A 23,971-nucleotide genomic window follows, 5' to 3' on the forward strand; every position below is an offset into this window, starting at 1 on the left:
TCAATCGTCTTGTGGCTTGGATGCAGGAGCCGCGGTCTCAATACGGTGCGGAACAGCATCAGCGCCTAACAGCCGCTCAATTCTGGCAAATACCTCCATGCGTGAAAATGGTTTTTTCATGAAATCATCAGCGCCTATGCGGCTGCCGAAAAACTGCTCAGTAGCCTGTTCATTACTGCTGATCATGATGATGGGGATTTGCTGTGTGGCCGGGTCGCGCCGTAACAGGCGTAACGCGGCAAATCCATTCATGCCCGGCAGCACGATATCCAGAAAGATAATGTCGGGCAGTTCCGAACGCGCCAGTTCCACACCCTGTTCTGCATCCAATGCTTCAAGCGTCACGTAATTAGCGGACTGCAGCATTTTTTTGAGTGCAAACACGATCGTTGGCGAATCGTCGATGATCAGCGCTCGCGTTCCCTTGCGCGCATCAATTCTTTTTCTGTTGCGCCGTTCAATTTGTCGTTGCGAGGGTACCGCAGGTTTAACATCCGCTTCTAAATCGGCTGACGTATCAACGCTTGGCGGCTTACTGAAAAATGAGCGTAAAAAGGTCAAATATCCCATGATTATCTTCGTTTAGTTTATTAATATATAAAGAAATTATAGTCCACACGCATATGTTTTTATTTTGATATCAAGTCTAATCCTTTCGCCAGGATTGCGCTACCAAATGCTGCATCAACATGCTGGGCTACAGTCACTGGCACGCCTAATCGACGCTGTCGTATCAATTGCCACTGTGGATTGTGACTGCCGCCACCTGCGCTGATAACGTGTTGCAGCGGAGTTGCGCCAAGTTCGGAAAATTTGGCATAGCCTTGTTGCTCAATACTGGCGATGCCTTCCAGCAGGCCATGCAAAAATGCCACCTTGTCATCAGGACGAGGCGTAAGCCGTGGCGTCAGTGTCGGATCGTTAACAGGAAAACGCTCCCCAGGGCGGGGCAGCGGATAATAATCCAATGCGCTGGGGATTTCCGGCTGTATCTGTGCGCTGTAACGTGCTAATTCTTCATCATTGAAGAACTGCCGCAACACGGCACCACCGCTATTGGAAGCGCCACTTACCAGCCATAAATCGCCAAATTTGTGGCTGTATACGCCGTATGCTGGTGCTGCCACATAGCTGGTGGAGAGCAGTTTCAATACCAGCGTGCTGCCGAGTGAAGTAACTGCGGTGCCAGGGGAGTGGACGCCGGCCGCGATAAATGCAGCGATGCTGTCCGTGGTGCCAGCTCGTACCACGCAGCCGGGATTAAGATTGAAGTGGCGTGCAATCCGGCGTTGCAGTTTGCCGATGGGAGTACCCGGTGCAATGATGCGTGGTAGCAGTGTTGTGTCTTCAGTTGCGTAGACGCCATTCCGCCAGGCGAGTGTCTGTATGTCCAGACCGCTTTTCAGCGCGTTGTGATAATCACTGATGCCGGCGACACCGGTTAATTGTGCATTAAGGTAATCCACTTGGTGCATCAGATAACGTGCTGATTGATTTTGCTGGTGCTGCCGCAGCCATGCCAGCTTGGCTGCCGGATCGCTGGCAAGGGTATGGTTGTACATCAATACTGGCGTAACCGGATTGAGCGCATCGTCGACCAGCAATACCGTGCCGGAAGTGCCGTCAATCGCTATGGTCTGCAGTGCTGCGCGTAACGCCAGCGGGATTTGTGCCAGCAGCGTAAACAACGCATCGCGCCAGATCGAGGCATCCTGATGCTGCGGTGCCGTGTAGCTGATATGGGCCGACCAGATTTCCGCTGTGTGATCGTCGATAATCACGCCGCGCGCACCGGATGTGCCAAAGTCCAAGCCTAAGTAATACATGGTAAGCAGAGGTTTTCAGGTAAAATATTGTGTCATCAGTTTACCTTGAATATTGCCCAATTGCGTCTCACTGCCATCAAACTTGCCGGATTCAAATCGTTTGTTGATCCTACCACTATCCCTATCGTCGGTCAGATGGTGGGCGTAGTAGGGCCTAACGGTTGTGGCAAGTCGAATGTGATAGATGCTGTGCGCTGGGTTCTGGGTGAATCCCAGGCCAAGCAATTGCGCGGCGCCAGTATGGCAGATGTGATTTTTAATGGCTCGACGACGCGCAAGCCGGTATCGCGCGCTTCGGTAGAGCTGACCTTCGACAATACCGACGGTAAAGCACCCGGACAGTGGGCGCAATATGCTGAAATTTCGGTCAAGCGCATCCTGACGCGTAATGGCGAATCCAGTTATTACATCAATAACATGCACGTGCGCCGCCGTGATCTGGTGGATATTTTCCTCGGTACCGGCTTAGGCACCAAGACCTCTTACGCGATTATCGAGCAAGGCATGATCTCGCGCATCATTGAAGCCAAACCGGAAGAATTGCGTGGTTTTCTCGAAGAAGCTGCCGGTATTTCCAAATATAAGGAACGCCGTCGCGAAACTGAAGCTCGTCTTAATGATACCCGTGAGAATTTGGTGCGACTGGAAGATATACGCCGTGAGCTCGGTGAGCAAATCGAGCGCCTGCGCGGACAGGCCGAGGTGGCACGCGAATATCAGACGCTGCAAGCCGAGCTGAAAACCACCCAGCAACTGCTCTGGTATGTGAAGAAGCGCGATGCCGAGGCCAATCGCCTGCGTTTTCACAGCCAGATCCAGCAAACTCAGCAGCAACTGACTGATCAGGTTGACACATTACGCGGTATCGAACATCAGCTTGAAGCCAGTCGTCATGCCCACCAGCAAGCCAATACCGCGCTCAATGATGCGCAAGGTGCGTTCTATGCTGCAGTTGCCGAGGTATCCAAGCTGGAGCAGGCCGTACGTCATCTGGCCGATACGCGTACCCGTCTGCATGCGCAAGCTGAACAGTTGAGCGGGCAACAGCTTAGCCTGGCACGTCAGCAGCAGGATCTGGAATCCAACCTGGCCGAGTGGCTGCAACGAGTGGAAGACACCGAATTAAATATAGAAGAAGCCGCGCTGGCGCTGGAAGCCGCAACGGATGTATTGCCGGAAATTGAAGCCATCCTGCACACCACGCAGCAACGTGCTACAGAGCTGCAACGCGAACTGGCTCAGGCTGAGCAGGCACGACAGGTCAATGAAACCCACCTGCAACACGCGGCCAAAACCCTGCAGCAACTAACCATCAGGCAAACCCGGTTGCAGCAGGAACAAGGCGGCTTGCCGAGCGCTGATCAGGCTGCTATTGATAGGGTAGAGCAGGAGCTGAATGATATGGCAGCCTTGCGTGACGAACTGGCAGAGCAGTTCGAGGTGGTCCAGCACACGCTGGCAACCCTGGAAGGTCAGCGTCAGCCACTGCGTACGCAACTGGAGCAGCATACCCGCAGCCTGCATCAGGTTGAAGGCGAGCTTGCCGGTCTGGCCAAGGTGCAGCAGCACCTGACTGAAAATGTGAGTACCGATGCCTGGCTGGCACGTCATCATCTGCATAATTTGCCACGATTATGGCAGCAGATCGATGTTGCCAATGGCTGGGAAACCGCATTCGAGGCGGTATTGGATACGCGCATTCAGGCTATTGCTGCGGATACCAGTACACTGGATTTTAGTGATATTCCGGCAGCTAGCGTCAGCGTGTTTGATGATATGGCACCGACTGTTGCCCTGGAGTCTGTGGCATTGCCTCGCTTACTGGATAAAGTCACGATCAAAACCGGAGCGGGGGGTGCATTGCAGGACTGGTTGAGCCATGTGTTTGTTGCGGATACAGCAGAACAGGCCGTCGCATCGCAGGCGCAATTACCGTTAGGCGCGCAAATTGTGAGTGCTGCAGGTCACATCTTTACCCGGCATAGCGTGCGCTATTTCGCCAAAACTTCCAATAATCAAGGTGTGCTGGCCAGACAAAAGGAAATTGAACGGCTATCCGCCAGCGTCGAGATTATCCACGAACAGAAATCCATAGCGGCAGCGCAACTGAGCAGTGTTGAAGCTGAAATCAGCAGCAATCAGCATGATTTGAGTGCATTGCGCAGTCAGTTGCACCAGACTCAGCAGCAGTTCCATCAGCGTCAGCTGGATAGCGTGAAACTGCAACAGGCGCAGGAGCGCATGCAGCAACGCCGCGCCCAAATTACCACAGAGCTTGCTGAAATTGAGGCCTTGGTTGAAATGGAGCAGGGCGAACAGATCAACACCGAGTCACAGTTGCAACAGCATCGCGAGCTGGCCAACCAATTACGCGAACATCTGGAAGACGCCCGGCGTGCACGCCAGGATGCAGAAAGCCTGTTCAGCCAGAAACGCGAGCATCAACGCCAACTGGAACGCCAACTGCAGGAAATTCGCTTTTCAGTGCAGTCTGCACACTCTAAAATCAATGACTTGAACAGTGCAATTAAAGTAAATGATGATCAGAAACAACAGCTGATAGCGCAGCGTGAAGACGTGCTCAGTGAAGCCATGGCATTGGATGAGTCCATGCAAACCAGCGCATTACAGGATGCGATCAGCCTGCGGCAACAGGCCGAACAGGATCTTGCCTTTGCTCGCGAACAGCTCGAATTCATCGGTGATCAGTTACGCCAGCAGGAAGAAACGCGTATGCAGCTGGAACACTCGCTCGCACCATTACGCACGCAACTGGAAAGTTTGCGGCTTAAACATCAGGAGGCGGAGCTCTCCGAACAGCAGTGCGAAGAGCAGTTGCAGATGTTGCAGGCTGATCAGACCGAACTGGCCGAGAAAGTGGCACGTGGCGTCAAATCAACTGGCCTGACTAATGATATCAACCGGTTAACTGTAGCCATCGAAGCGCTGGGTGCAGTCAACCTGGCAGCGATGCAGGAGCTGGATCACGCCGTGGAACGCGAGACTTATCTGCTGGACCAGGCTAACGATCTGGAACAGGCGATGGCAACTCTCACCGAAGTGATTACTACTATCGACGGCGAAACCCGTGATTTGCTGAAAACCACCTTCAACACGGTCAATCAGTCCATGTCGGAATTGTTCACCACGCTGTTCGGCGGTGGCAGGGCGGAGTTGATTTTATCCGGCGATGAGTTGCTCGATGCTGGCGTCCAGGTTTTTGCGCAACCGCCTGGCAAGAAAAACAGCTCGATTCACTTGCTTTCCGGTGGTGAAAAAGCACTGACTGCATTGTCACTGGTGTTCGCCTTGTTCAGGCTCACCCCGGCACCATTCTGCCTGCTGGACGAAGTTGATGCACCGCTGGATGATACCAATACCGAACGCTACGCCCGACTGGTCAAGCAGATGTCATCTCAGGTGCAATTCCTCTACATCACCCACAATCGCATCACCATGGAAGCTGCCGATCAGCTGATAGGTGTCACCATGCAGGAATCCGGCGTCTCCCGTACCGTTTCGGTCGATATCGAACAGGCCACCCGGCTGGCTGAAGTTTAAACCTCAAGAATAATTGAATTTCCTGCTTGACAAATACTGTCTATAAAATGTATCGTACAATCTAACGATTATTGGAATGTTGCATTATGCATAACACCCGTGAAATAAAAAACCTGCTGTATGAACAAGTTGCCCGTATCAGCAAGGCCACGTCCAGTCCGAAACGTCTGGAATTAATAGAGGTGTTGTGCCAGGGCGAAAAATGTGTGGATCAGTTGGCCACTGACACTGATCTGTCAGTCAAGCTGACCAGCGCGCACTTGAAGGAACTCAAGGCTGCACGTTTGGTAGAGAGTCGTCGTGAAGGCAAAAATATCTATTACAGACTGGCAGATACGCGTGTTGCCGACCTGTGGGTCAAGTTGCGCGAACTGGCTGAAGAACGGCTACTGGAGCTTCAAGGTGCAATGCAGGATTTGATTACTCGGTCGGATGAGTTATCACCTATCGGCGGTGCCGAGCTGTTATCACAAGCTCAGCTCGGTGAACTGGTGGTGATCGATGTCAGGCCTGAAGCCGAATACGCAGCAGCGCATCTGCCATTTGCCCGCTCTATTCCTTTATCAGAATTAAAACAACGGCTCAATGAGCTACCGGCAAACAAGAAAATTGTTGCTTACTGCCGAGGACCATTTTGTTTAATGGCGAAAGATGCAGTGGACATGCTTCGCCAGCAAGGCATTAATGCATCACGAATGGAAGCGGGAATTGCCGAATGGCGCTTAAACGGATTGCCAATAACGGCAGGATTGAGTCAGCAGTAAATTTTACAAGTTATTAGGAGATATTCATGTTTTTCAAACAATTAGCGACTAAAGCAGCATCCTTATCCTATTTTTTCGGCTGTGGCACTCTGGGAAAATCCATCGCCGTTGACGTAGTTGCTGGTGACGAAGCCTGGTTTGTCGAAGAGGCTCAAAAAGCCGGCGTAACCATCACCCACGTAATCGACACACATATCCATGCCGATCATTATTCGGGTGGGCGCAAGCTGGCCGAAATGACCGGTGCGCAATATTGCTTGCATGAAAGTGACAAGGGTCTGGTCAAATTCCCGTTTCATCCTTTGCATGATAACGATGAAATCGAAGTGGGTAACGTCGTGGTTCAGGTAATCCATACCCCGGGGCATACCATGGACAGTATTTGCCTGACGGTGACCGATAAACGTCGCAGCGCTGAACCCTGGTTCGTTATCACCGGCGATACGCTGTTTGTCGGCAGTATTGGCCGGCCGGATCTTGCTGGTCAGGAAGCGAAAATGGCCGCCATGCTGTTTGATAGCCTGCATAACAGGCTGCTGAGCCTGCCGGACACCACTGAAATCTACCCGGGTCATCAGGCTGGCAGTGCGTGTGGCGCGGGTATCTCCGGCAAGCCGTCTTCCACGATCGGTTTTGAGCGGCGCTTTAATACCGGACTGAGCTTTGCTGATAAGGACGCATTCGTTGCCTATCTCACCAGCGAGATACCACCCCGTCCGGCGGATATGGATGCCATGGTCGCGGCGAATATCGCATTATGAACAAACCAGCTTATCTGTATGGCATACGCCTGAATCAGACGCAGTTTCTGCACCAGTTGTTTCAGGTGCTGCTGGTTGGACTCACGCTGGGCATGATGCGTACGGTGGTGCCTGCCCTGGCGGAATCCGAGTTCGGTGTGCCCAAAGGCTCATTCGTGCTGTTGATGGCATTTGTGGTGGCATTCGGCTTTGTGAAAGGCTCGCTTAATTTTGTGGCCGGGCGTTTGTCGGAGCGGGTAGGGCGCAAAAAGGTCTTGCTGTGGGGCTGGTTCTCGGCGCTGCCTATACCATTCATGATCATGTATGCACCCAGCTGGAACTGGATCGTTGCTGCCACGGTATTGCTGGGTATCAACCAGGGTCTGACCTGGTCCATGACGCAAACTGCCAAGCTGGACATTACCCGCCCTGATCAGCGTGGCCTGACCATAGGCTTGAACGAGTTTGCCGGTTATGTCGGCGTAGCGATTGCCGGTATTGCTACCGGCTATATGGCAACGGCATTCGGCGCGCGTCAGGGTTTGCTCATCTTCGGTCTGACTGTCATCGTATTAGCGATAGTCCTGACCTTTGTTTGGGTCAAAGACACGCTGCCGTGGGCAAAGCAGGAAGGCGTGCGGCATGCGGCAGGGCTATCCACCGGCCCCATCGCCCGTTTCCCGCAGAACATATCCAGTAGCCCGACGACATGGGAAGTATTCACCCTGATGTCATGGCGCGATAAACGCATGGCTGCGATCAGCCAGGCTGGCCTGGTAGAGAAATTCGTCGATGCGCTGATCTGGGTATTTTATCCCGTCTTCCTCTATCAACATGGCTTGAATCTGTCGCAAATCGGCTGGGTGATTGGCGTGTATGGTTTTGTCTGGGGCGGTACCCAGCTATTTACCGGCAAGCTTTCCGATCATATAGGGCGGCATAAGCCTATCGTCGCCGGTATGTGGATATGCGGGGCAGGGGTGGGCATGATGATGCTGGGCGAAACCGCGCTGTGGTGGTCGTTTTCCGCAGCGGTAACCGGATTCGGCATGGCTTTGCTGTATCCGAATCTGAGTGCGGCAGTAGCGGATATCGCTCATCCCAACTGGCGCGGCTCTGCTATCGGCATCTACCGCTTCTGGCGCGATCTTGGTTATGGTATTGGCGCACTGGCATTAGGGCTGGTAGCCAAGCTTAATGACAGCATCAGCAGCGGTTTCTGGTTTGTCACTATCGCCATGTTTGTCTCCGGTCTGATTGTGCTGATCTGGAGCGAAGAAACTCACGCCCGACTAAATCCGGCTAAATAAAGGAAAGCATCAGCATGACACAAGCACTTATCGTTTTGCATGCCGCAGCGGATGCACCGGACAATCGCGCATTGACTGCACTGCGGCTGGCCGGTGCCCTGATGGCGGATAACAAGGATGTCGCCTTGTTTCTGGTAGAAGCAGGCGCCAAGCTTGCCGATCCGGCGCTGGACGCGGCTAATCCGTGTCACAGCCTGTTTTATGAACTGCTGGAAGTGGGTATGCAGGTTTATGTCTGCGGTGCCAGCATGCGCAAATTGGGCTGGGAGCAAGAACATCTGCCTGCAGATGTACAACGCAGCTCGATGAAAGCCTTGAGCGGTTTAATGACTGCAGCCGGGCAAATCATCAGTTTCTGATTTGCCCCAGTGCTCACCAGGGAGAGTGCATGCAAGCCAAGGAATACGACGCCTGGTACCAAACGCCGCGGGGCCGCTGGATAGGTGAGCAGGAATACCAACTGCTGCGTACCATGCTGCGCCCCGCAACAGGACTAAGCATGGTCGATGTCGGTTGCGGCACCGGCTATTTCACGCGCCGCTTCGCTGCTGACGGTGCGCAAGTGACCGGTGTCGATCCAGATGCGAACATGCTCGCTTACGCCCAATCACAGTGCATGGCAGATGAACGCTACCTGCGCGGCGATGCGCGTGCATTGCCATTCCCGGCGCAAAGTTTTGATTATTGTATTGCTGTGGCTTCCTTGTGCTTTATCCAGGAGCAGACATCAGCCCTTGCCGAGATGGTGCGGGTGACGCGCAAGCGCATTGCCATCGGCTTTCTCAACCGGAACAGTTTGCTGTACTGGCAGAAAGGCCGCCATGGTGGCAGCGGGGCTTATCGTGGTGCCCACTGGCATACCCCCGCAGAAGTGCGCCGGCTGTTTCTTGATTTACCGGTCAGCAATCTGCAGCTGCGCTCGGCAATTTATCTGCCGGGTGGCAATCGCTTTGCCCGTACCATTGAATCGGGTTTGTATCCGCGCATCTTGATGGGTGGTTTTCTTGTGGCGACTGCTGATTCAGTGGCTATGCCATAGGGCACATTCAGGTAGAATAGACAGCATTCAAATGGAAGGGATTCGCTCCCCGGTGGGGCGGCCGGACTTCAAATTCGGTTAAGCACGCCAGCGTGCTTGGGTGGGTTCGACTCCCACTCCCTTCCGCCATCTCATTAACTCAAAACCCTGTATCCATAGAAGCGGATTCCTGACGCAGACGATGTTTGTCGCCGGTGCGGCGGGTATAGACTATCCGGTTAAAAAACTCCAGGATCTGTATCGCCAGTTTGCGGCCCGTGTTGATCTGGTCGCGAAATTCAGCAGCGCTGATGCCGTCGCGGGTGACAGCTATCTCTTTGATGATGTTCGATAATTGCGCCACTGCCTGCTTAGTGAAGTAATGATCGTGGGCAACCAGATACACATCACCCACCCTGGCGACACGACGTAACAGCATGCGCACGTTGTCTTCGTCCAGTGACAATGTGTTGGCGATATCGCGAACCCGTGGCGGCTGATAAGGCTCAGCCTGCAACAGCGGCAATATCATTTGCCATTGCTTCTCCTCAGCAGCCGAGAGTGTCACTTTGTGATCCGGCAGATGCAGCCAGGGGCCGCTCTGGGTTATCTGTCGGCTACCCAGTAACTCATCCAGCAATGCAGCGAACACCGGTCGGGGCAGGGCGGGTAGCGCCATGCGCTGCAAGCGGGTACGGTCCGGCCCGATAAAGTCGGGGTTTTCTGCATGTTCCTGACTTAAGCGAGCTAATACAGTTTGTTTTAATACTAACCAGTATGCGGGTGTAAAACCGAACTCAGCCGATGGCGTAGTTACAACCTGCATGGGCAGGCTGCGCCACAATTGTTGCGCTTCTTCACTGCGGATATTCCTGCTCTGTGCAAAGCGCGTTAAATCCAGTCCAGTCGTAGCCACTGCCATGGCAAGCGCTAGTGCCTCGTCATGTTGTGTGGCGTGCATGGCTTGCAGCGCGGCGATGCGAGCCGGGGTACGCCGGTTACGGGCGGGTGGAAACGGGTCCAGCACTTTACCGCCGCCCAGAGTGCGGTTAGCCGACTGGTCGCGCAGGATGAAGCGGTCGCCATTGAGCGGGCATATCGGCTTATCGGTGATAAGCTGAACCAGCGCCGTACCGCCGGGCTCGATGCTGTCGCCTTCCAGTATCGCCAGCCGCGCCATGACATCGGATGCACCGATATGCAGATGCACGGGCGTCCAGTGTTTTAGCGCTTTTTGCTCCGTAGCGAGCAAGTGGAACTGTGCATCGAAGCGTTGTGATGGCGCGTGAACAGGGACTTCCAGCAACCAGTCGCCGCGGTGCACATCATTTTTCTCGAATTGGATACCGGCAAGATTAAGTGCGCAACGTTGGCCCGCATGACCAGATTCCGCCACCTGGTTCTGTGCATGAATGCCACGTACCCGCACTTCAATGCCAGTAGGGGAAACGATCAGTTTGTCGCCGATGTGGACAGCGCCGGAAAACACCGTGCCGGTGACGACCGTACCCGTGCCTGCAATCGTAAACGCACGATCAACTGCCAGCCGGAAATGCCCGGCGCGGGAACGCTTTGGCAATTCAAGCGCAGTTATATCCAGATGGGCACGTAACTCTGCTACGCCCTGACCGGTAATCGCGGAAAGCGGGAATATCGGACTGTTATCCAGACCGGTGCCTGCCAGCAGGCCGTGGATTTCATGCATGACCGCGGCAATGCGTTCCGGCGCAACCCGATCTATTTTAGTAAGCGCGACTGCGCCGCAATTCAATCCCAGCAAATCCAGTATGGCCAAGTGCTCGCGCGTCTGCGGCATTGAGCCATCATCAGCGGCGATGACCAACAGCACGTAATCAATACCCGTCGCCCCGGCCAGCATGTTGTGCACCAACTTCTCATGTCCCGGCACATCTACAAAACCCAGCACATCGCCGTTGGGCAGGGGAGTATAGGCATAGCCCAGATCAATGGTAATGCCGCGTGCTTTTTCTTCTTTCAGGCGATCAGCATCGACACCGGTAAGGGCTTTAACTAAGGAGGTTTTGCCATGATCGATATGACCTGCAGTGCCGATAATCATTGATTGAAAATCACCCTGGTTAAGTAGTTTATTGGCTGCGGTTTGTTCGATTTATAGTGGAATAGGATGAGGGACTAATCCACCTAAGTTTGCCAATAATTCTACTTGAAAGTCGCTGCTTAGATACATGCAAATACTGCTATTGATTCTTATAATATTCCGTTATTTACAAAAAGCTGTTTGCGAGAAGTATGAATCCGCAATCCAAAGTGCCCATTCATCGACTGTTAACAAAAGATAGTGCTTCTGAGTTGCCAGTAATGCTTTTTTTCTATGTATCGTGCTATATGACACTAATGGAAAGTGCGTACCGGGTATGAGTACAGCGCTGACCTCATTTCATATCTTTTTCTGGCACCGGGTTGTGCCAGCGACTGTCTGCAGCAATCAGCGCATCAGCCTCTTTCGGTCCCCAGCTGCCGGGCTGATAGAGATGCGCCTGATGGCGGGAGTTTAATACCGGATCGACCACCGCCCAGGCAGCTTCGACTGCATCTTCACGAATGAATAACGCACCATCACCGGCGAGGGCATCTTCCAGCAAACGTTCATAGGGTGATTCAGCGCCAGTTTGTTCATCCAGCAGGTAAAGCTCGTGCTGGTCGCCGGTGAATTCTTTGCCTGCCCGTTTGACACGTGCAGCAAGCGCGACGGCTGAGTTAGGAGAAATCCGGAAGCGTAAATAATTGGCACGCTCGTTCACTGCTGCCGCATCGTCAAACAGTTTTTGCGGTGGCGGTTTCAGCTCGACCAGCACTTCGGCTGCTGATGCTTCCAGGCATTTGCCGGAACGCAAATACCATGGTACGCCTTGCCAGCGCCACGAATCGATAAATACCCGCAACGCGCAAAAGGTCTCGACATCCGAGTCCGGCGCGACACCTGCTTCCTGACGATAACCGCTGTACTGGCCGCGCACTACGTCGTCTGGCTGCAGTGGGCGCATGGCCTGAAACACCTTGGCTTTCTCACTGTGCACGGCGCCGAAGCCTTGATAGGACGGCGGTTCCATGGCCAGCAACGCGACAATCTGGAACAGATGGTTCTGGATAACATCGCGCAGGCAACCAGCGCTTTCGTAAAATGCGCCGCGCCCTTTGATGCCGAAATCTTCGGACTGCGTAATCTGCACGCTGGACACATAGTTGCGATTCCAGATCGGCTCGAGGAAGGAATTGGCGAAGCGGAAATAGAGAATATTCATGATCGCCTCCTTCCCGAGATAGTGGTCGATGCGGAAAATGGCATCTTCCGCAAACACCGACAGTGCGATGCGATTCAGCGCCTGGGCGGAAGCGAGGTCGCGCCCGAATGGTTTCTCGACGATGACGCGAGCCTGCTCGGCCAGACCTGCAGTGCCCAGCCCCTTGATCACAGTAGCGAACAGCGCAGGCGGTATAGCCAGATAATGTGCCGGACGACAGGCCGTACCCAGTGCCTGTTTGAGCGCAATGAACGTGCCCGGATCGTTGTAATCGCCGCCCACATAACAGAGCAATGACAGCAGGCGATTGAGTGCATCGCGATCATCGACCTTGCCGGCCTGAGCAACACTGTCCTCTACCCGTTGATGCAATTGCGCCAGACTCAGTTGCGATGCGGCAACACCTACCACCGGCACAGTGAGTACGCCACGTTTGACCATTTCATACAGCGCGGGAAAGATCATCTTGTGCGCAAGGTCGCCAGTGACGCCAAAAATCACCAGCGCGTCGGCAGGGATCGTGCGGCTATGGGTATTGTTCATTTCGACCCCTTCGACTACAGTTTTACAATTCGGCTATGTGTCGATGGAAGTGGGTACCATTACACTTTGGGCAAGGAGGGATATGCCCAGGCTTATGGAAATGCAGTTTTTCACCACATTGATCACATGTCAGCGTGCCCAGCCCAGTCAGCTCACCGGTGTGATAACCAGCTGCTTCCGCTCTCAGTTTCAGGCGCGCCAGCGCTACTGTGGTCTGATCGGCTGCGTTGGTAAAGCGTTCCAGAAAGTCACGCTTGACCAATGCCATATCAAACCCTATCCATGCCGACAGATCTTTACCATTCTCATTCATATGTTGCGCAGCATCGATCAGGTCGCGTTTCACATAGGCTTCCAGCTTGTCGACTTCATCGCCGCTAAATTTGTTTAAAGCCACAATCTCGTTGCGAATCTCGTTGTATATTTCACGCGCGACGGCACCACCTTGATGGGTTTTCTTTATCGCATTTTCCAGTAGCAATTCATAAGCTTCACCCATACCTTCAATGGGATCACGTGGTGGCAGTAAATCTTTCATTTTAATTCTCCTTTGAGTTGTTGTTGCTTAAGGTTTGGGGTATGGCGCTGCCAGCAGCAGTTGCTGGCTTATTGACGCCAATTCCTGCAGCCGTGCAGAGCCTACTTCCGGATAACTCATGTTGAATGACTTGAATGTATCCAGAATAATTTCGGAAATAATCAGGCGCGCGTTTTTCTTGTCATCAGCAGGAACCACATACCAAGGTGTGTGCTCGGCACTGATTGCATTCAGACATGATTCATATGCATTGCTCCTCATATTTTTCTGGCAGTACTCCAAATTAGGCGACATCGCTAGCTAGTTCTGTGCGGTGGCGTACCAATACGCACATTTGAGCAAACACATCGGATGTATTATTCCCTCATTTCTGCTACAGAATTCGATTGAATTCGATTGATTTCGATTGATTTCGATTGATTTCGAGTGGCGCAGAGACGCTGTCGTGATGCGGAATAAGTCGCGCTGTATAATCCGATGCCGGGAGTGCTGCAGGCACCTCTGCCCGATAGGCATAGCCATTTGATGCACCTATCAGTTGCCGCACTCGCGTCATTTTTACTTGCTCGGATGCAGTGCCATTAACATCATTGGCATAAAGCTCAACTTTAGAGTTTAATATGAGAAGAATTTTACACTGCGGGCCTATTCAATCAGATTGTCAGCTACCAGTTCCAGCAAACTGTGCATGGTTTTGTCCCACTGAAAATGCGCCTGCCCATCGTCAAAAGTCTGGCGGCAATTGGAGCAACTGGTGACCGCAATGTCTGCGCCCGCGGCATCGATCTGCTGCATTTTAATCTCAAACGCTTTATGACGCAGAGGGTCAGCGCGATGGATGGTAACGACGCCGCCTCCGCCGCCACAGCACCAGTTTAGGTCGCCAGTATCCTGGGTTTCTTTCAGGTCGGCTCCGAGTGCATGGATGACATCGCGCGGTGCCTGAGTAGCGCCGCCGCGTCGAGAGATCTGGCAGGGGTCGTGAAAGGTGATCGATTTGCCCAGTGCTTTAAGTTTTATTTCGCCGCTCTGCACTTTTTCGGCAAGAAACTCCGATATATGCAGTACCTGAAATGGCAGCGGCTTGCCATACATGTTGGCACCCTGCCAGCGTAATGCGCCGTACGCGTGGCCACACTCGGGCATGATTACCAGCTTGGCGCTGCAGTCGATGGCGGCTTGGATCAGCTTCATGCTCAAGTCTTTTTGCCATTCGCTGTTGCCGGAGAGCAGCCCGAAATTAGTGGCTTCATAACCGTCGCTGCGCAGCGTCCAGGAGAGGCCCAGATGATTGAGCACCTTGGCCGTGGAGACGATGGATTGCGGGTATTTCATGATCTCGATGGAGGAGAGGGCGATGAGCACATCGGCCTGACTTTTATCCATAGGGATTTCTATCTCATTTTCATCTGCGAGCCAGTCGATACGTTCCTTCAGCACCTTGGCGGTGGCGCCCAGCGGGCTGCCTTCGCGTTCTGCACGTTCGGCTACGGCCCATAGCTCATGGGGCACCAGTCCGGCCGCAAACATGCCGTGCCTGGCTTGGCCGACGAGGGTGGCGATGTCGATTCCCATGGGGCAGATCAGGCTACAACGACCACACATGGTGCACGAATCGTAGAGCAGGGTTTGCCATTCTTCCAGCTCTTCGATGGTGACTTTGTGCTTGAGATTGAGCGCTTTATAAATAAACGAGAATGCGCCGGATTCCCTTTTGTAGGCTTGTTTAAAAGGCTCCAGTTTCCAGATAGGTGTGTACTTCGGATTCTGCGTCGAGGTGTAAAAATGGCAGGCCTGAGCACATTGGCCGCAGTGTATGCATGACTCCATATAGGTTGCTGCGGTGCGGCCAAAATCTTTGGCGAAACGTTGCATAGCCGCTGTGACGCGCTCTTCGTCTGGGCGTTCGCCTTGTTTGTCATAGCGCGTTTGCGGGTTCTCTACACTCAGACGGGGAGTATCCAGCTCAAGCGGATGCAGTGTGTCGATATCGCTCATGTGCGTGCGCCTTTCCGTGCAAACTGGGAACCGGTGGTTCCGCGGGATACGAAGACCAATACAGCATGGGCAAGCTTGCCAAAAGGTAGCCAGATCAGCAGTAATTCAAAGCTTAGCAGGTGAATGGCAACCACCACTCCATTCTGCGTGGCATCCAGGGCAGAACCGTTTTGCCCCAGCGCACCCAGCGCAGCCATGCCTGTGGCCAGCGGCAACATGGTGACAAACCAGCTGAAGTAATCATCAAAATTGGATAACAGTGCCAGTACCGGATTATTCATACGCACCATGAGGGCGACCAACAGGGAAATAATGGTGATAGCGGCAACCAGATAAATAACGCCATTGGGCAATGCTGGCCACGAGAGTCCTGTTATTTGGGTGATAAACACGATGTGGGGCAGGAAACCAAACACGATGATGGCCAGACCAAGGTGAAATGTGTAGCCGTTAATGACCGAAAATCGGGTGCTGGCGCGAAATTCGCGGTGCGGAATCATGCGGCTGAAAATCGTGCGAATCGCACCGGACAGGGTGTGGGTAGTACGCGGTAAGGACAAATCTTTTTTGACGGGATGACGGAAGATGGCAAATAAACGCCATGCAATGCCGATGATGAAAATGGTAAACGCTGCTTCTAGCCCCGTGCCCCTTGCAAATGTGATCAAATCCATTTTTGATTTATCCTGAATGCTTATGGCAGGGTAGATTCTGCCGGTTACGTTAAACGTAGCTGTTTAATCTGGCTCACAAATTCATGTGTATTTTTATCTTCCAGGCAGCGCATATCGAGACAGTATGCCCCGTCGGTAATTCTGCCCAATATCGGCACCGGCAGTTGACGGAACGCCTGTTCAATTTTCTTCAGTACACTGCCTTCGCCTTTGCCCCGGATAAGTGGGGTAATCGTAAGACACGCGCTGGGCAGCAGATTAACCGGCAGCGATCCGCTGCCGATCTGGCTTTGACAAGGTTTGATTGCGACTGTGGCATGACCAGTCAGCGCCAGCGCTACTATCGGCAAAACGTCTTTTGCTGCGGTTTCAATTTCTGTTAGCGAGCGCGTCAGCAGGCGCAGGGTAGGGAGGTTCTGGGTGAGACGTTCCGGGTCGCGATAGAGTCGCAATACCGCATCCAGTGCGGCATAAGTCATCTTGTCTACCCGCAATGCTCTTTTCAGCGGATTTTTTTTGATTTTGGCAATCAGGTCTTTACGACCAATGATAATGCCAGCCTGTGGCCCGCCCAGTAATTTATCGCCGCTGAAGGTGACCAGATCTGCGCCGTTAGCCAGCGACTCCTGTGGCGTCGGTTCACTGGGTAAGCCAAGCTTGGCGAGATCGGCCAGCGTGCCACTGCCGAGGTCGACCATGAATGGCAAACCATGCTTATGGGCCAGTCCAGCCAGATCTTTTTCCGCTACTGAGGCGGTAAATCCCTGGATCGCATAATTACTGGTGTGCACTTTAAGCAGCATCGCTGTTTTGACCGATATTGCTTCCGCAAAATCCTTCAAATGCGTGCGGTTGGTGGTTCCCACTTCTTTAAGACGACAGCCGGCGCGTGACATGATATCAGGTACGCGAAATGAGCCACCGATTTCAACCAGTTCACCGCGGGATACGATGACTTCCTTGCGTAAGCCTAACGTGTTCAGCGCCAGAAAAACCGCAGCTGCGTTGTTATTAACCACGGTTGCCGCTTCAGCGCCGGTCAGCTCCTGCAACAACGGCTCAATCAGACTGTCACGGTCTCCACGAGATCCGCCATCCAGGTCATATTCAAGATTGCACGGGCGGGTCATCGCATTGATGACTGCTTGCACGGCCACATCCGGCATTTGTGCACGCCCGAGGTTGGTGTGCAGCACGGTGCCAGTCAGATTAAACACTGGCCTTAGCGAGGGGCGGGATGTGCGCTGCAGCGCTGATTGCAGGCGTATATTAATTACAGGCTCAGAAAATATGTCAGCAGGCAGGGTATGGCTTCGCGTTACCTGGTCACGCAGCTCTGTGAGCAGGGCCCGCAGCGCTGACAACACCGGATTCCGCCCATATTCAGTGATCAATGCTTGAGTAGCCGCCATATTGAGCACGCGATCCACTGAAGGAATGGCAGCTAACATGGCGCTGGTTGAATTGGGCGATGCGCTATTCGACAGTGAACTCGGCATGGATATCGGTCAGCTGATTACACAGCCATGGCTGAAGTGGAAATCAGAAACAGGTTAGGTCCGCTACGCAGTTTGCCGGTTTCGTCCATCATCAGATCCAGCGCCAGGGTTGCCAGGTCGTCTGCAATCGGATCAACGTACTGATCTTTGTCCATCTGCATAATTTTAAGATACGTACCGCACTCTTCACAGGTTTCCGCTTTTACCGCACCGGAACTGCCGGCTATTGCAAAATACGAAATGCCTTTAGTGGACTCGCAATTTGTGCACTTGACGCGAACCATATGCCACTGCGTATTGCATACCGAACAACATAGATAGCGTAGCGCATTTTCAGCTCCGCCAATGCGTAGTATGCTCGACACAGGCGGTGAAGCGCACACCGGGCACAGATTGCTGATGTCGTTGGCGCCAAAAGCTTGTGCACCCAGGGTGGTTGCCATATGCGTCCAGTATACCTGCAGTGCTGCGGCCACAAAAGGAGCTGCACCCAGATCAACATCTTCAAATTCACCAGCGAGTATCGCTGTTGCAAATGTTTCCAGCGCATCGCTATCCAGTGCCTGCAAACGCAGCAGGATTTCTTTGGTAGCCGGGGTCGCTGTTCGCATCACATCAACAATGATTTTTTTGAGTGCTTCTTGCCATACTGTATTGCGTGGCCAGCTTTGTACCGACAGGGGTGGCATGCCATGCTCCCGACATAACTTTATTTCAGCTTCAGTCGGGAGTTCGGCTTTGGGAAAAACTGCCAGTGCGGCATGCTGGGCTTCCGTCAGTTCCGCCATGAACAACAGGAAATCCTTCATGACGTGACCTTCGGCCAGTTGTCGCAACCGTCCAGCCCGGTCACGGAAAACGTTATCCCTCGGCGATATGTAGATGAAAGGGATGTCACCGGACGGTGCTTCTATTTGTCCGGGCTGGATGATGGGTGTTGTACTCACAACTTGGTTTCCTTTGAAATTTCTTTATACCAGGCTGGATGGTGATGCTTGGCCCAGGCTACGGTAACAGTACCACGTGTCATGGCGCGAATGGAACCTTTAGTCCAGATAGCCGCATATACGTGCACGATGATGGCTACTATGGCGATAAAGGCTGCCAGTGAATGCACCAATACGGCCAGCCGGATGATATTGATTGAGAAGAAGGGCGCAAAGTAAGGCCGCCAGATAATGAAACCGGACAGTACCAGCAATGGAATAATGACCACCAGCGACCAGAATAAATACTTCTGGCCAATGTTGTATTTCCCTATTTCAGGCAAATCCGTGTCTTTATTGGCCATAATGTCACCCAGATGTTTCTGCCATTCAAGGTCGGCTTTGGTAATGTAATTATTACCCCAGAATTTGACTATCAGGCTGAGAAAAGCCACAAACATGACCACGCCGATAAATGGATGCAAGATTCTGGTCCAGGGGCCGCCTCCAAATAAATTGGTCAGAAAGAAAAAGGCGGGGTGGAATAGTGCCAGACCACTTAACGCCAGCATGATAAAAGTAATCGCCACCAGCCAATGATTCGTGCGTTCTTTGGTGGAGTAACGAGCTACCAGATTAGTCTTGATCGACATATGCTGCTCCTCAAATTTATGGTTACCCTATCAATCACACCGCAATTAATGCGGTTCGGATTCGTTTTCTTCCTCAACTTCATTTGGGCCTACTGTGATGTAGTGGAAGAATCCAACCAATGCTACCAAACCGATACCCAGGCTCATTATGGGTTTGGTAATGCCTTTCCAGATTGACACCATGGGATTGATTGATGGATCTTTAGGTAAACCATGATATAGCTCAGGTTGGTCCGCATGTTGCAGCACATACATCACATGCGTTCCTCCTATGCCTTGCGGGTCGTATAGTCCGGCATTGCTATAACCACGCTCTTTGAGGTCAACAATACGCTCTGCAGCATGATCTATCATGTCCTCCTTTGTGCCGAATACCAGCGCTCCGGTCGGGCAGCTTTTTACGCAGGCTGGTTCCATGCCAACACCTACCCGGTCGGAGCAAAGCGTACATTTGTAGGCTTTGTTATCCTTCTTGGATATGCGCGGTACATTGAACGGGCAACCGGCAATGCAATAACCACAGCCGATGCAGCTTTCCTCGTGAAAATCGACAATACCATTACTGTATTGAATGATCGCACCCGGTGCTGGGCAGGCTTTAAGGCAACCTGGATCGGCGCAGTGCATACAGCCATCCTTGCGGATTAACCATTCCAGTTTGTCTTTTTCGACTTCGACTTCCGAGAAGCGCATGACCGTCCATGAATCCGCCGTTAAGTCGCGCGGGTTATCGTAGATACCGGCATTGCTGCCGATTTCATCACGGATATCATTCCACTCCATGCATGCTGATTGGCAAGCTTTGCAGCCGATGCATTTGGAAACATCTATCAGCTTGGCAACCTCTGCCGTCTGACGTACGCCAGGTGGTGGAGTTGTAGTGGCGGAACTGCGCAGAATATCTAAAGATTGTAGTGCCATGATCCGCCTCCCTTATACTTTCTCAATGTTAACGAGGAATGACTTGAATTCCGGTGTCTGGGTATTTGCATCGCCTACGTACGGCGTTAAGGTATTGGCGATGAAACCATTCTTAGCCAAGCCTTTGAATCCCCAGTGAATCGGAATGCCGACCGTATCTACCGGCTGACCATTGACGGTAAGCGTTTTGATGCGCTTGGTCACTACGGCAACAGCCTTGATAAACCCACGGTTGGAAGTCACCTTGACCTTGTCGCCAGCCTTGATGCCTTTGGCCTTGGCCAAATTCTCACCAATTTCGACGAATTGCTCGGGTTGCAGAATCGCATTGAGTCTGACGTGCTTGGTCCAGTAGTGGAAGTGCTCCGTCAGCCGGTAGGTAGTCCCTACATACGGGAATTCCTTGGCCTTGCCGAACGCTTCCATATCCCCTTTGAATACTCGTGCAGCCGGATTGCTGATGACATTCGGATGCAGCGGGTTAGTGCCTATCGGTGTTTCGAAAGGCTCGTAATGTTCAGGGAAAGGACCTTCTGCCATTTTATCAACAGCAAACAGACGCGCAATACCTTCAGGGTTCATGATGAACGGACCGACATTTTCTTCGGGTGCTGCGTCTGGACGCATATCCGGAATATCCATGCCCATCCATTTGCTTTCCTTGGTATTCCAGGAAATCACCTTGCGTTTGGCATCCCAAGGTTTACCGGCAGGGTCGCATGAGGCGCGGTTGTAAAGTATGCGGCGATTGGCTGGCCAGGCATATGCCCAGTTAAGGGTATTGCCCAAACCACTCGGGTCGGAGTTGTCACGGCGTGCCATCAAGTTGCCTGCCTGTGACCATGCACCGGAGAATATCCAGCAGCCGCAGGCAGTAGAGCCATCGTCGCGTAATTGCGCGAAGCCAGCCAACTGCTCGCCTGCTTTTGCAAGTACCTTGGTTGGGTCTTTTGGATCCAGTACGTCAGCCAGCGCCTTGCCGTTAAATTCCTTGGCAAGCTCTTCCGAAGAAGGGCTGTCCGGAATTTTGTACGGCCAGGTAAGGTTGAGTATCGGATCGGGGAATGCACCGCCTTCCTGCTTGTACATTTCACGCAGCTTGAGGAACAGGCCACCCATGATTTCGGCATCGCCTCTGGCCTCACCGGGTGCGTCGGCACCCTTGAAGTGCCATTGCAGTACGCGACTGGAGCTGACCAGCGAGCCGTCTTCTTCTGCAAAACAGGTAGAAGGTAAACGGAACACTTCAGTCTGGATCTTGGATGAATCAACATCATTGAATTCACCGAAATTTTTCCAGAATTCAGAAGTTTCTGTCGCGAGCGGATCGATGATCACCAGGTATTTCAACTTGGCAAGCGCGCCGCCAATCTTGGCCTTGTTCGGAAACGAGGCCAGTGGATTGAAACCTTGAGCGAAATAGCCATTGATCTTGCCTTGGTGCATCATCTCGAATACTTGCAATACGTCATAAACCTTGTCCAGCTTGGGCAGCCAGTCATAGCACCAGTTGTTTTCCTTGGTGGCGGCATCGCCGTACCAGGATTTCATCAGGCTGACGTGGAACTTGGGATAATTTTGCCAGTAACTCATCTGTCCGGGGCGCAAGGGTTTCAGCGCACGTTTATCGAGATACTCCTGGAAATCCTGTTCCTTCTCGCCAGCCAGTGTCATGTAACCTGGTAGCATATTGGAAAGCAGCCCCAGATCGGTCAAGCCCTGAATATTGGAATGGCCGCGCAGTGCATTGATACCGCCACCCGCCATACCCATATTGCCCAGCAGTATCTGCACCATGGCCATGGTGCGGATATTCTGCGAGCCGATGGAGTGTTGCGTCCAGCCGAGCGCATACAGGAACGTAGTGGTTTTGTTAGGCACAGCCGTTTCTGCGATCATCTGGCAGATATGCAGAAACTGTTCCTTTGGTGTACCGGTGATTTTGGACACCATATCCGGTGTGTAGCGGGAATAGTGCTGCTTCATCAGATTGAATACGCAGCGCGGATCTTGCAGCGTCTCATCTGCCAGTACGAAACCGTCCTCACCTTTTTGATACGACCATGAGGTTTTGTCGTACTTGCGCTTATCCTTGTCATAGCCCGAGAACAGGCCATCATCAAAGTTGTAATCGCCATTCACCAGGAAAGTAGCGTCAGAGTATTTTTTTACATACTCATGCTGGATCTTGTCATTGCTTAACAGGTAGTTGATCAGGCCACCCAAAAAGGCAATGTCACTGCCTGAACGGATAGGCGCATAGTAATCTGCCACAGCTGCTGAGCGGGTGAAGCGAGGATCGACTACGATCAATCTGGCTTTGTTATGCGCCTTGGCTTCCGTCACCCATTTAAAACCACATGGATGTGCTTCGGCGGCATTGCCACCCATTATTACAATCAAATTCGCATTTTTGATATCGACCCAATGATTGGTCATCGCGCCGCGGCCGAACGTAGGGGCAAGACTTGCCACCGTAGGTCCGTGTCAAACGCGTGCTTGATTATCGAATGCGAGCAACCCCAGATTGCGAATAATTTTTTGAGTCAGGTAGCCGGACTCATTGGAAGATGCTGAAGCTGCCAGAAAACCGGTGGTCAGCCAGCGGTTAACAGTTAATCCATCAGCTGTTTTCGCTATAAAATTCTGATCGCGGTCAGCTTTCATCAACTTGGCGATGCGGGTAAATGCATCATTCCAGGAAATGCGCTTCCATTCACTGGAACCTGCTTCGCGTACTTCAGGAAATTTGAGACGACTGGGGCTATGCACAAAATCGAGCAGACCTGCGCCTTTAGGGCACAAGGTACCGCGATTCACCGGATGATCGGGATCGCCTTCTATATGGATGATGCTGGATTTTGCGTTTTTGGCATTGTCGCCAAGACTGTACATCAGGATGCCGCAGCCTACGGAGCAGTACGGGCAGGTGTTGCGTGTTTCGGTAGTTCGTTCAAGTTTGAAGGCTCGGATTTCGGCTAATGCCTCATTGGGAGAAAATCCCATCAGGGCTAAACTGGAACTTCCTATGCTTGCTGTACAGATTTTGAAGAATTGTCGTCTGTTGACTTTCATAACCCCTCCAGGTGATTGAAGTTTTATTTCTTTATTATGTATTCAGCTTCCCTTGCGTTCTAATTAAAGACGATGAATTAATTATTGTCAATTAGCTTTTTTGTTGGCTATTACAGTTAAAATTCGGACAAGTTAAGTTTGATTAAATGCAGTTAACAGCTCCTTTGCATACCAAATTTTTAGTCAGCCCGATATTCCATGCACAGGAGTAACGGGCCGACCAGATAACCATAACCACATGACCTGTGGTTATGGTTGCTCAATGCTTCAGTGGCGATATTTTGGTGATTACATACTGTCCTTTGGGTTGCTCAGACAAGTCAAACTCAACTTTTTCACCCGGCTTCAGTGAGCTGAGCGCTTGTTTTCCAGTGACCTTGAAATTCATGGTCATGGCTGGCCAGTCAAGGCTGGAGATTGCTTCGTGGGTTATATTCACTTTGGCTTTTTTGATGTTCACAGTGTTAATGACGCCAATGCCGTGATGCGTTTTGCCAGCCACGGTTTTGGGTGCATCCATCTTCATACCAGCCATATCCGGGGTATCGGCGGCCATTGCGGAGAATGACAGAACGGCTGCAATAGCAACCGGGATTAATGTAATTTTCATCGTTTTCATGGTGCTTTCCTTTCGGGTTAAA

Annotated in this window: 20 protein-coding genes and 1 tRNA gene; 7 read left to right on the forward strand and 14 right to left on the reverse strand. The window is 52.4% G+C overall.

Features of this window, described 5'->3' with window-relative positions; translation table 11 throughout:
* Together EJE49_RS11965 and EJE49_RS11970 are read right to left on the reverse strand one after the other, a co-directional pair.
* The gene (locus tag EJE49_RS11965; protein ID WP_124951134.1) at positions 1-570 is read right to left on the reverse strand and encodes a response regulator; all 570 of its coding nucleotides are present in this window, start codon (positions 568-570) and stop codon (positions 1-3) included.
* Between the two features lie 59 nt (positions 571-629).
* Positions 630-1,826 (reverse strand): FGGY-family carbohydrate kinase, encoded by a 1,197-nt coding sequence (locus EJE49_RS11970; protein WP_124951136.1) that lies wholly within the window; start codon positions 1,824-1,826, stop codon positions 630-632.
* A gap of 60 nt (positions 1,827-1,886) precedes the next feature.
* Between EJE49_RS11970 and smc the strand changes: the two genes are divergently transcribed.
* The 7 genes from smc to EJE49_RS12005 all read left to right on the forward strand — a co-directional run bounded on the left by smc (position 1,887) and on the right by EJE49_RS12005 (position 9,369).
* The gene (gene smc / locus EJE49_RS11975; RefSeq protein WP_124951879.1) at positions 1,887-5,387 is read left to right on the forward strand and encodes a chromosome segregation protein SMC; all 3,501 of its coding nucleotides are present in this window, start codon (positions 1,887-1,889) and stop codon (positions 5,385-5,387) included.
* Positions 5,388-5,473: 86 nt separating this feature from the next.
* On the forward strand, positions 5,474-6,151 hold the full coding sequence (locus EJE49_RS11980) for an ArsR/SmtB family transcription factor (RefSeq protein WP_124951138.1): 678 nt from the start codon (positions 5,474-5,476) through the stop codon (positions 6,149-6,151).
* Between the two features lie 26 nt (positions 6,152-6,177).
* Positions 6,178-6,912 carry an MBL fold metallo-hydrolase gene (locus EJE49_RS11985; RefSeq protein ID WP_124951140.1) on the forward strand — a complete coding sequence of 245 codons (735 nt, stop codon included), beginning with the start codon at positions 6,178-6,180 and terminating at the stop codon, positions 6,910-6,912.
* Positions 6,909-8,201 (forward strand): MFS transporter, encoded by a 1,293-nt coding sequence (locus EJE49_RS11990; RefSeq protein WP_124951142.1) that lies wholly within the window; start codon positions 6,909-6,911, stop codon positions 8,199-8,201. The genes EJE49_RS11985 and EJE49_RS11990 overlap by 4 nt, the downstream gene beginning before the upstream one ends.
* 14 nt (positions 8,202-8,215) lie before the next feature.
* Positions 8,216-8,560 carry a DsrE family protein gene (locus EJE49_RS11995; RefSeq protein WP_124951144.1) on the forward strand — a complete coding sequence of 115 codons (345 nt, stop codon included), beginning with the start codon at positions 8,216-8,218 and terminating at the stop codon, positions 8,558-8,560.
* 29 nt (positions 8,561-8,589) lie between these two features.
* Entirely contained in the window at positions 8,590-9,240 is a 651-nt protein-coding gene (locus tag EJE49_RS12000; protein WP_124951146.1) for a class I SAM-dependent methyltransferase, read from the forward strand.
* A gap of 33 nt (positions 9,241-9,273) precedes the next feature.
* A tRNA-Sec gene (locus EJE49_RS12005) sits at positions 9,274-9,369 on the forward strand.
* Between the two features lie 10 nt (positions 9,370-9,379).
* On the opposite strand, the gene selB is transcribed toward EJE49_RS12005, so the two are convergent.
* The 12 genes from selB to EJE49_RS12070 form a co-directional block, all read right to left on the reverse strand.
* Positions 9,380-11,299, reverse strand: coding sequence for a selenocysteine-specific translation elongation factor (gene selB / locus EJE49_RS12010; RefSeq protein WP_124951148.1), 1,920 nt, complete (start codon positions 11,297-11,299; stop codon positions 9,380-9,382).
* Between the two features lie 334 nt (positions 11,300-11,633).
* A complete protein-coding gene (gene zwf, locus EJE49_RS12015; RefSeq protein ID WP_124951150.1) occupies positions 11,634-13,046 on the reverse strand; it encodes a glucose-6-phosphate dehydrogenase in 1,413 nt (470 codons plus the stop codon).
* A gap of 22 nt (positions 13,047-13,068) precedes the next feature.
* Positions 13,069-13,584: a zinc ribbon-containing protein gene (locus EJE49_RS12020; protein ID WP_124951152.1), complete on the reverse strand. Its 516-nt coding sequence runs from the start codon at positions 13,582-13,584 to the stop codon at positions 13,069-13,071.
* Positions 13,585-13,611: 27 nt separating this feature from the next.
* Complete coding sequence (locus EJE49_RS12025; protein WP_223246945.1) at positions 13,612-13,845, reverse strand: polyphosphate kinase 2 family protein; 234 nt, start codon at positions 13,843-13,845, stop codon at positions 13,612-13,614.
* Positions 13,846-14,229: 384 nt separating this feature from the next.
* Entirely contained in the window at positions 14,230-15,582 is a 1,353-nt protein-coding gene (locus EJE49_RS12030) for a (Fe-S)-binding protein (protein ID WP_124951156.1), read from the reverse strand.
* Positions 15,579-16,256 carry a nitrate reductase gene (locus EJE49_RS12035; protein WP_124951158.1) on the reverse strand — a complete coding sequence of 226 codons (678 nt, stop codon included), beginning with the start codon at positions 16,254-16,256 and terminating at the stop codon, positions 15,579-15,581. The genes EJE49_RS12030 and EJE49_RS12035 overlap by 4 nt, the downstream gene beginning before the upstream one ends.
* A 44-nt stretch (positions 16,257-16,300) precedes the next feature.
* The gene (gene selA, locus EJE49_RS12040; protein ID WP_124951160.1) at positions 16,301-17,755 is read right to left on the reverse strand and encodes an L-seryl-tRNA(Sec) selenium transferase; all 1,455 of its coding nucleotides are present in this window, start codon (positions 17,753-17,755) and stop codon (positions 16,301-16,303) included.
* Positions 17,756-17,772: 17 nt separating this feature from the next.
* Positions 17,773-18,702 carry a formate dehydrogenase accessory protein FdhE gene (gene fdhE, locus EJE49_RS12045; RefSeq protein ID WP_124951162.1) on the reverse strand — a complete coding sequence of 310 codons (930 nt, stop codon included), beginning with the start codon at positions 18,700-18,702 and terminating at the stop codon, positions 17,773-17,775.
* Positions 18,699-19,334 carry a formate dehydrogenase subunit gamma gene (locus EJE49_RS12050; protein ID WP_124951164.1) on the reverse strand — a complete coding sequence of 212 codons (636 nt, stop codon included), beginning with the start codon at positions 19,332-19,334 and terminating at the stop codon, positions 18,699-18,701. Before EJE49_RS12050 ends, fdhE begins: the two co-directional genes overlap by 4 nt.
* 45 nt (positions 19,335-19,379) lie before the next feature.
* Complete coding sequence (fdxH, locus tag EJE49_RS12055) at positions 19,380-20,255, reverse strand: formate dehydrogenase subunit beta (RefSeq protein WP_124951167.1); 876 nt, start codon at positions 20,253-20,255, stop codon at positions 19,380-19,382.
* A gap of 12 nt (positions 20,256-20,267) precedes the next feature.
* Positions 20,268-23,330 (reverse strand): formate dehydrogenase-N subunit alpha, encoded by a 3,063-nt coding sequence (fdnG, locus tag EJE49_RS12060; protein ID WP_145962018.1) that lies wholly within the window; start codon positions 23,328-23,330, stop codon positions 20,268-20,270.
* 259 nt (positions 23,331-23,589) lie between these two features.
* Positions 23,590-23,949, reverse strand: coding sequence for a copper-binding protein (locus EJE49_RS12070; protein WP_124951173.1), 360 nt, complete (start codon positions 23,947-23,949; stop codon positions 23,590-23,592).
* Positions 23,950-23,971 lie beyond the last annotated feature (22 nt).

Origin of the sequence: Sulfuriferula thiophila (genome assembly GCF_003864975.1) — a bacterium.
Classification (GTDB): domain Bacteria; phylum Pseudomonadota; class Gammaproteobacteria; order Burkholderiales; family Sulfuriferulaceae; genus Sulfuriferula; species Sulfuriferula thiophila.

Excerpts from the sequence above, each read along its gene's own strand:
- selB (WP_124951148.1), bottom strand. The coding sequence starts at position 11,299 with ATGATTATCGGCACTGCAGGTCATATCGATCATGGCAAAACCTCCTTA.
- fdxH (WP_124951167.1), bottom strand. The coding sequence starts at position 20,255 with ATGGCACTACAATCTTTAGATATTCTGCGCAGTTCCGCCACTACAACT.
- zwf (WP_124951150.1), bottom strand. The coding sequence starts at position 13,046 with ATGAACAATACCCATAGCCGCACGATCCCTGCCGACGCGCTGGTGATT.
- EJE49_RS11980 (WP_124951138.1), top strand. The coding sequence starts at position 5,474 with ATGCATAACACCCGTGAAATAAAAAACCTGCTGTATGAACAAGTTGCC.
- EJE49_RS12030 (WP_124951156.1), bottom strand. The coding sequence starts at position 15,582 with ATGAGCGATATCGACACACTGCATCCGCTTGAGCTGGATACTCCCCGT.
- EJE49_RS12070 (WP_124951173.1), bottom strand. The coding sequence starts at position 23,949 with ATGAAAACGATGAAAATTACATTAATCCCGGTTGCTATTGCAGCCGTT.
- EJE49_RS11995 (WP_124951144.1), top strand. The coding sequence starts at position 8,216 with ATGACACAAGCACTTATCGTTTTGCATGCCGCAGCGGATGCACCGGAC.
- EJE49_RS12025 (WP_223246945.1), bottom strand. The coding sequence starts at position 13,845 with ATGAGGAGCAATGCATATGAATCATGTCTGAATGCAATCAGTGCCGAG.
- EJE49_RS12035 (WP_124951158.1), bottom strand. The coding sequence starts at position 16,256 with ATGGATTTGATCACATTTGCAAGGGGCACGGGGCTAGAAGCAGCGTTT.
- EJE49_RS11985 (WP_124951140.1), top strand. The coding sequence starts at position 6,178 with ATGTTTTTCAAACAATTAGCGACTAAAGCAGCATCCTTATCCTATTTT.
- selA (WP_124951160.1), bottom strand. The coding sequence starts at position 17,755 with ATGCCGAGTTCACTGTCGAATAGCGCATCGCCCAATTCAACCAGCGCC.
- EJE49_RS12000 (WP_124951146.1), top strand. The coding sequence starts at position 8,590 with ATGCAAGCCAAGGAATACGACGCCTGGTACCAAACGCCGCGGGGCCGC.
- EJE49_RS12050 (WP_124951164.1), bottom strand. The coding sequence starts at position 19,334 with ATGTCGATCAAGACTAATCTGGTAGCTCGTTACTCCACCAAAGAACGC.
- EJE49_RS12020 (WP_124951152.1), bottom strand. The coding sequence starts at position 13,584 with ATGAAAGATTTACTGCCACCACGTGATCCCATTGAAGGTATGGGTGAA.
- EJE49_RS11990 (WP_124951142.1), top strand. The coding sequence starts at position 6,909 with ATGAACAAACCAGCTTATCTGTATGGCATACGCCTGAATCAGACGCAG.
- EJE49_RS11970 (WP_124951136.1), bottom strand. The coding sequence starts at position 1,826 with ATGTATTACTTAGGCTTGGACTTTGGCACATCCGGTGCGCGCGGCGTG.
- EJE49_RS11965 (WP_124951134.1), bottom strand. The coding sequence starts at position 570 with ATGGGATATTTGACCTTTTTACGCTCATTTTTCAGTAAGCCGCCAAGC.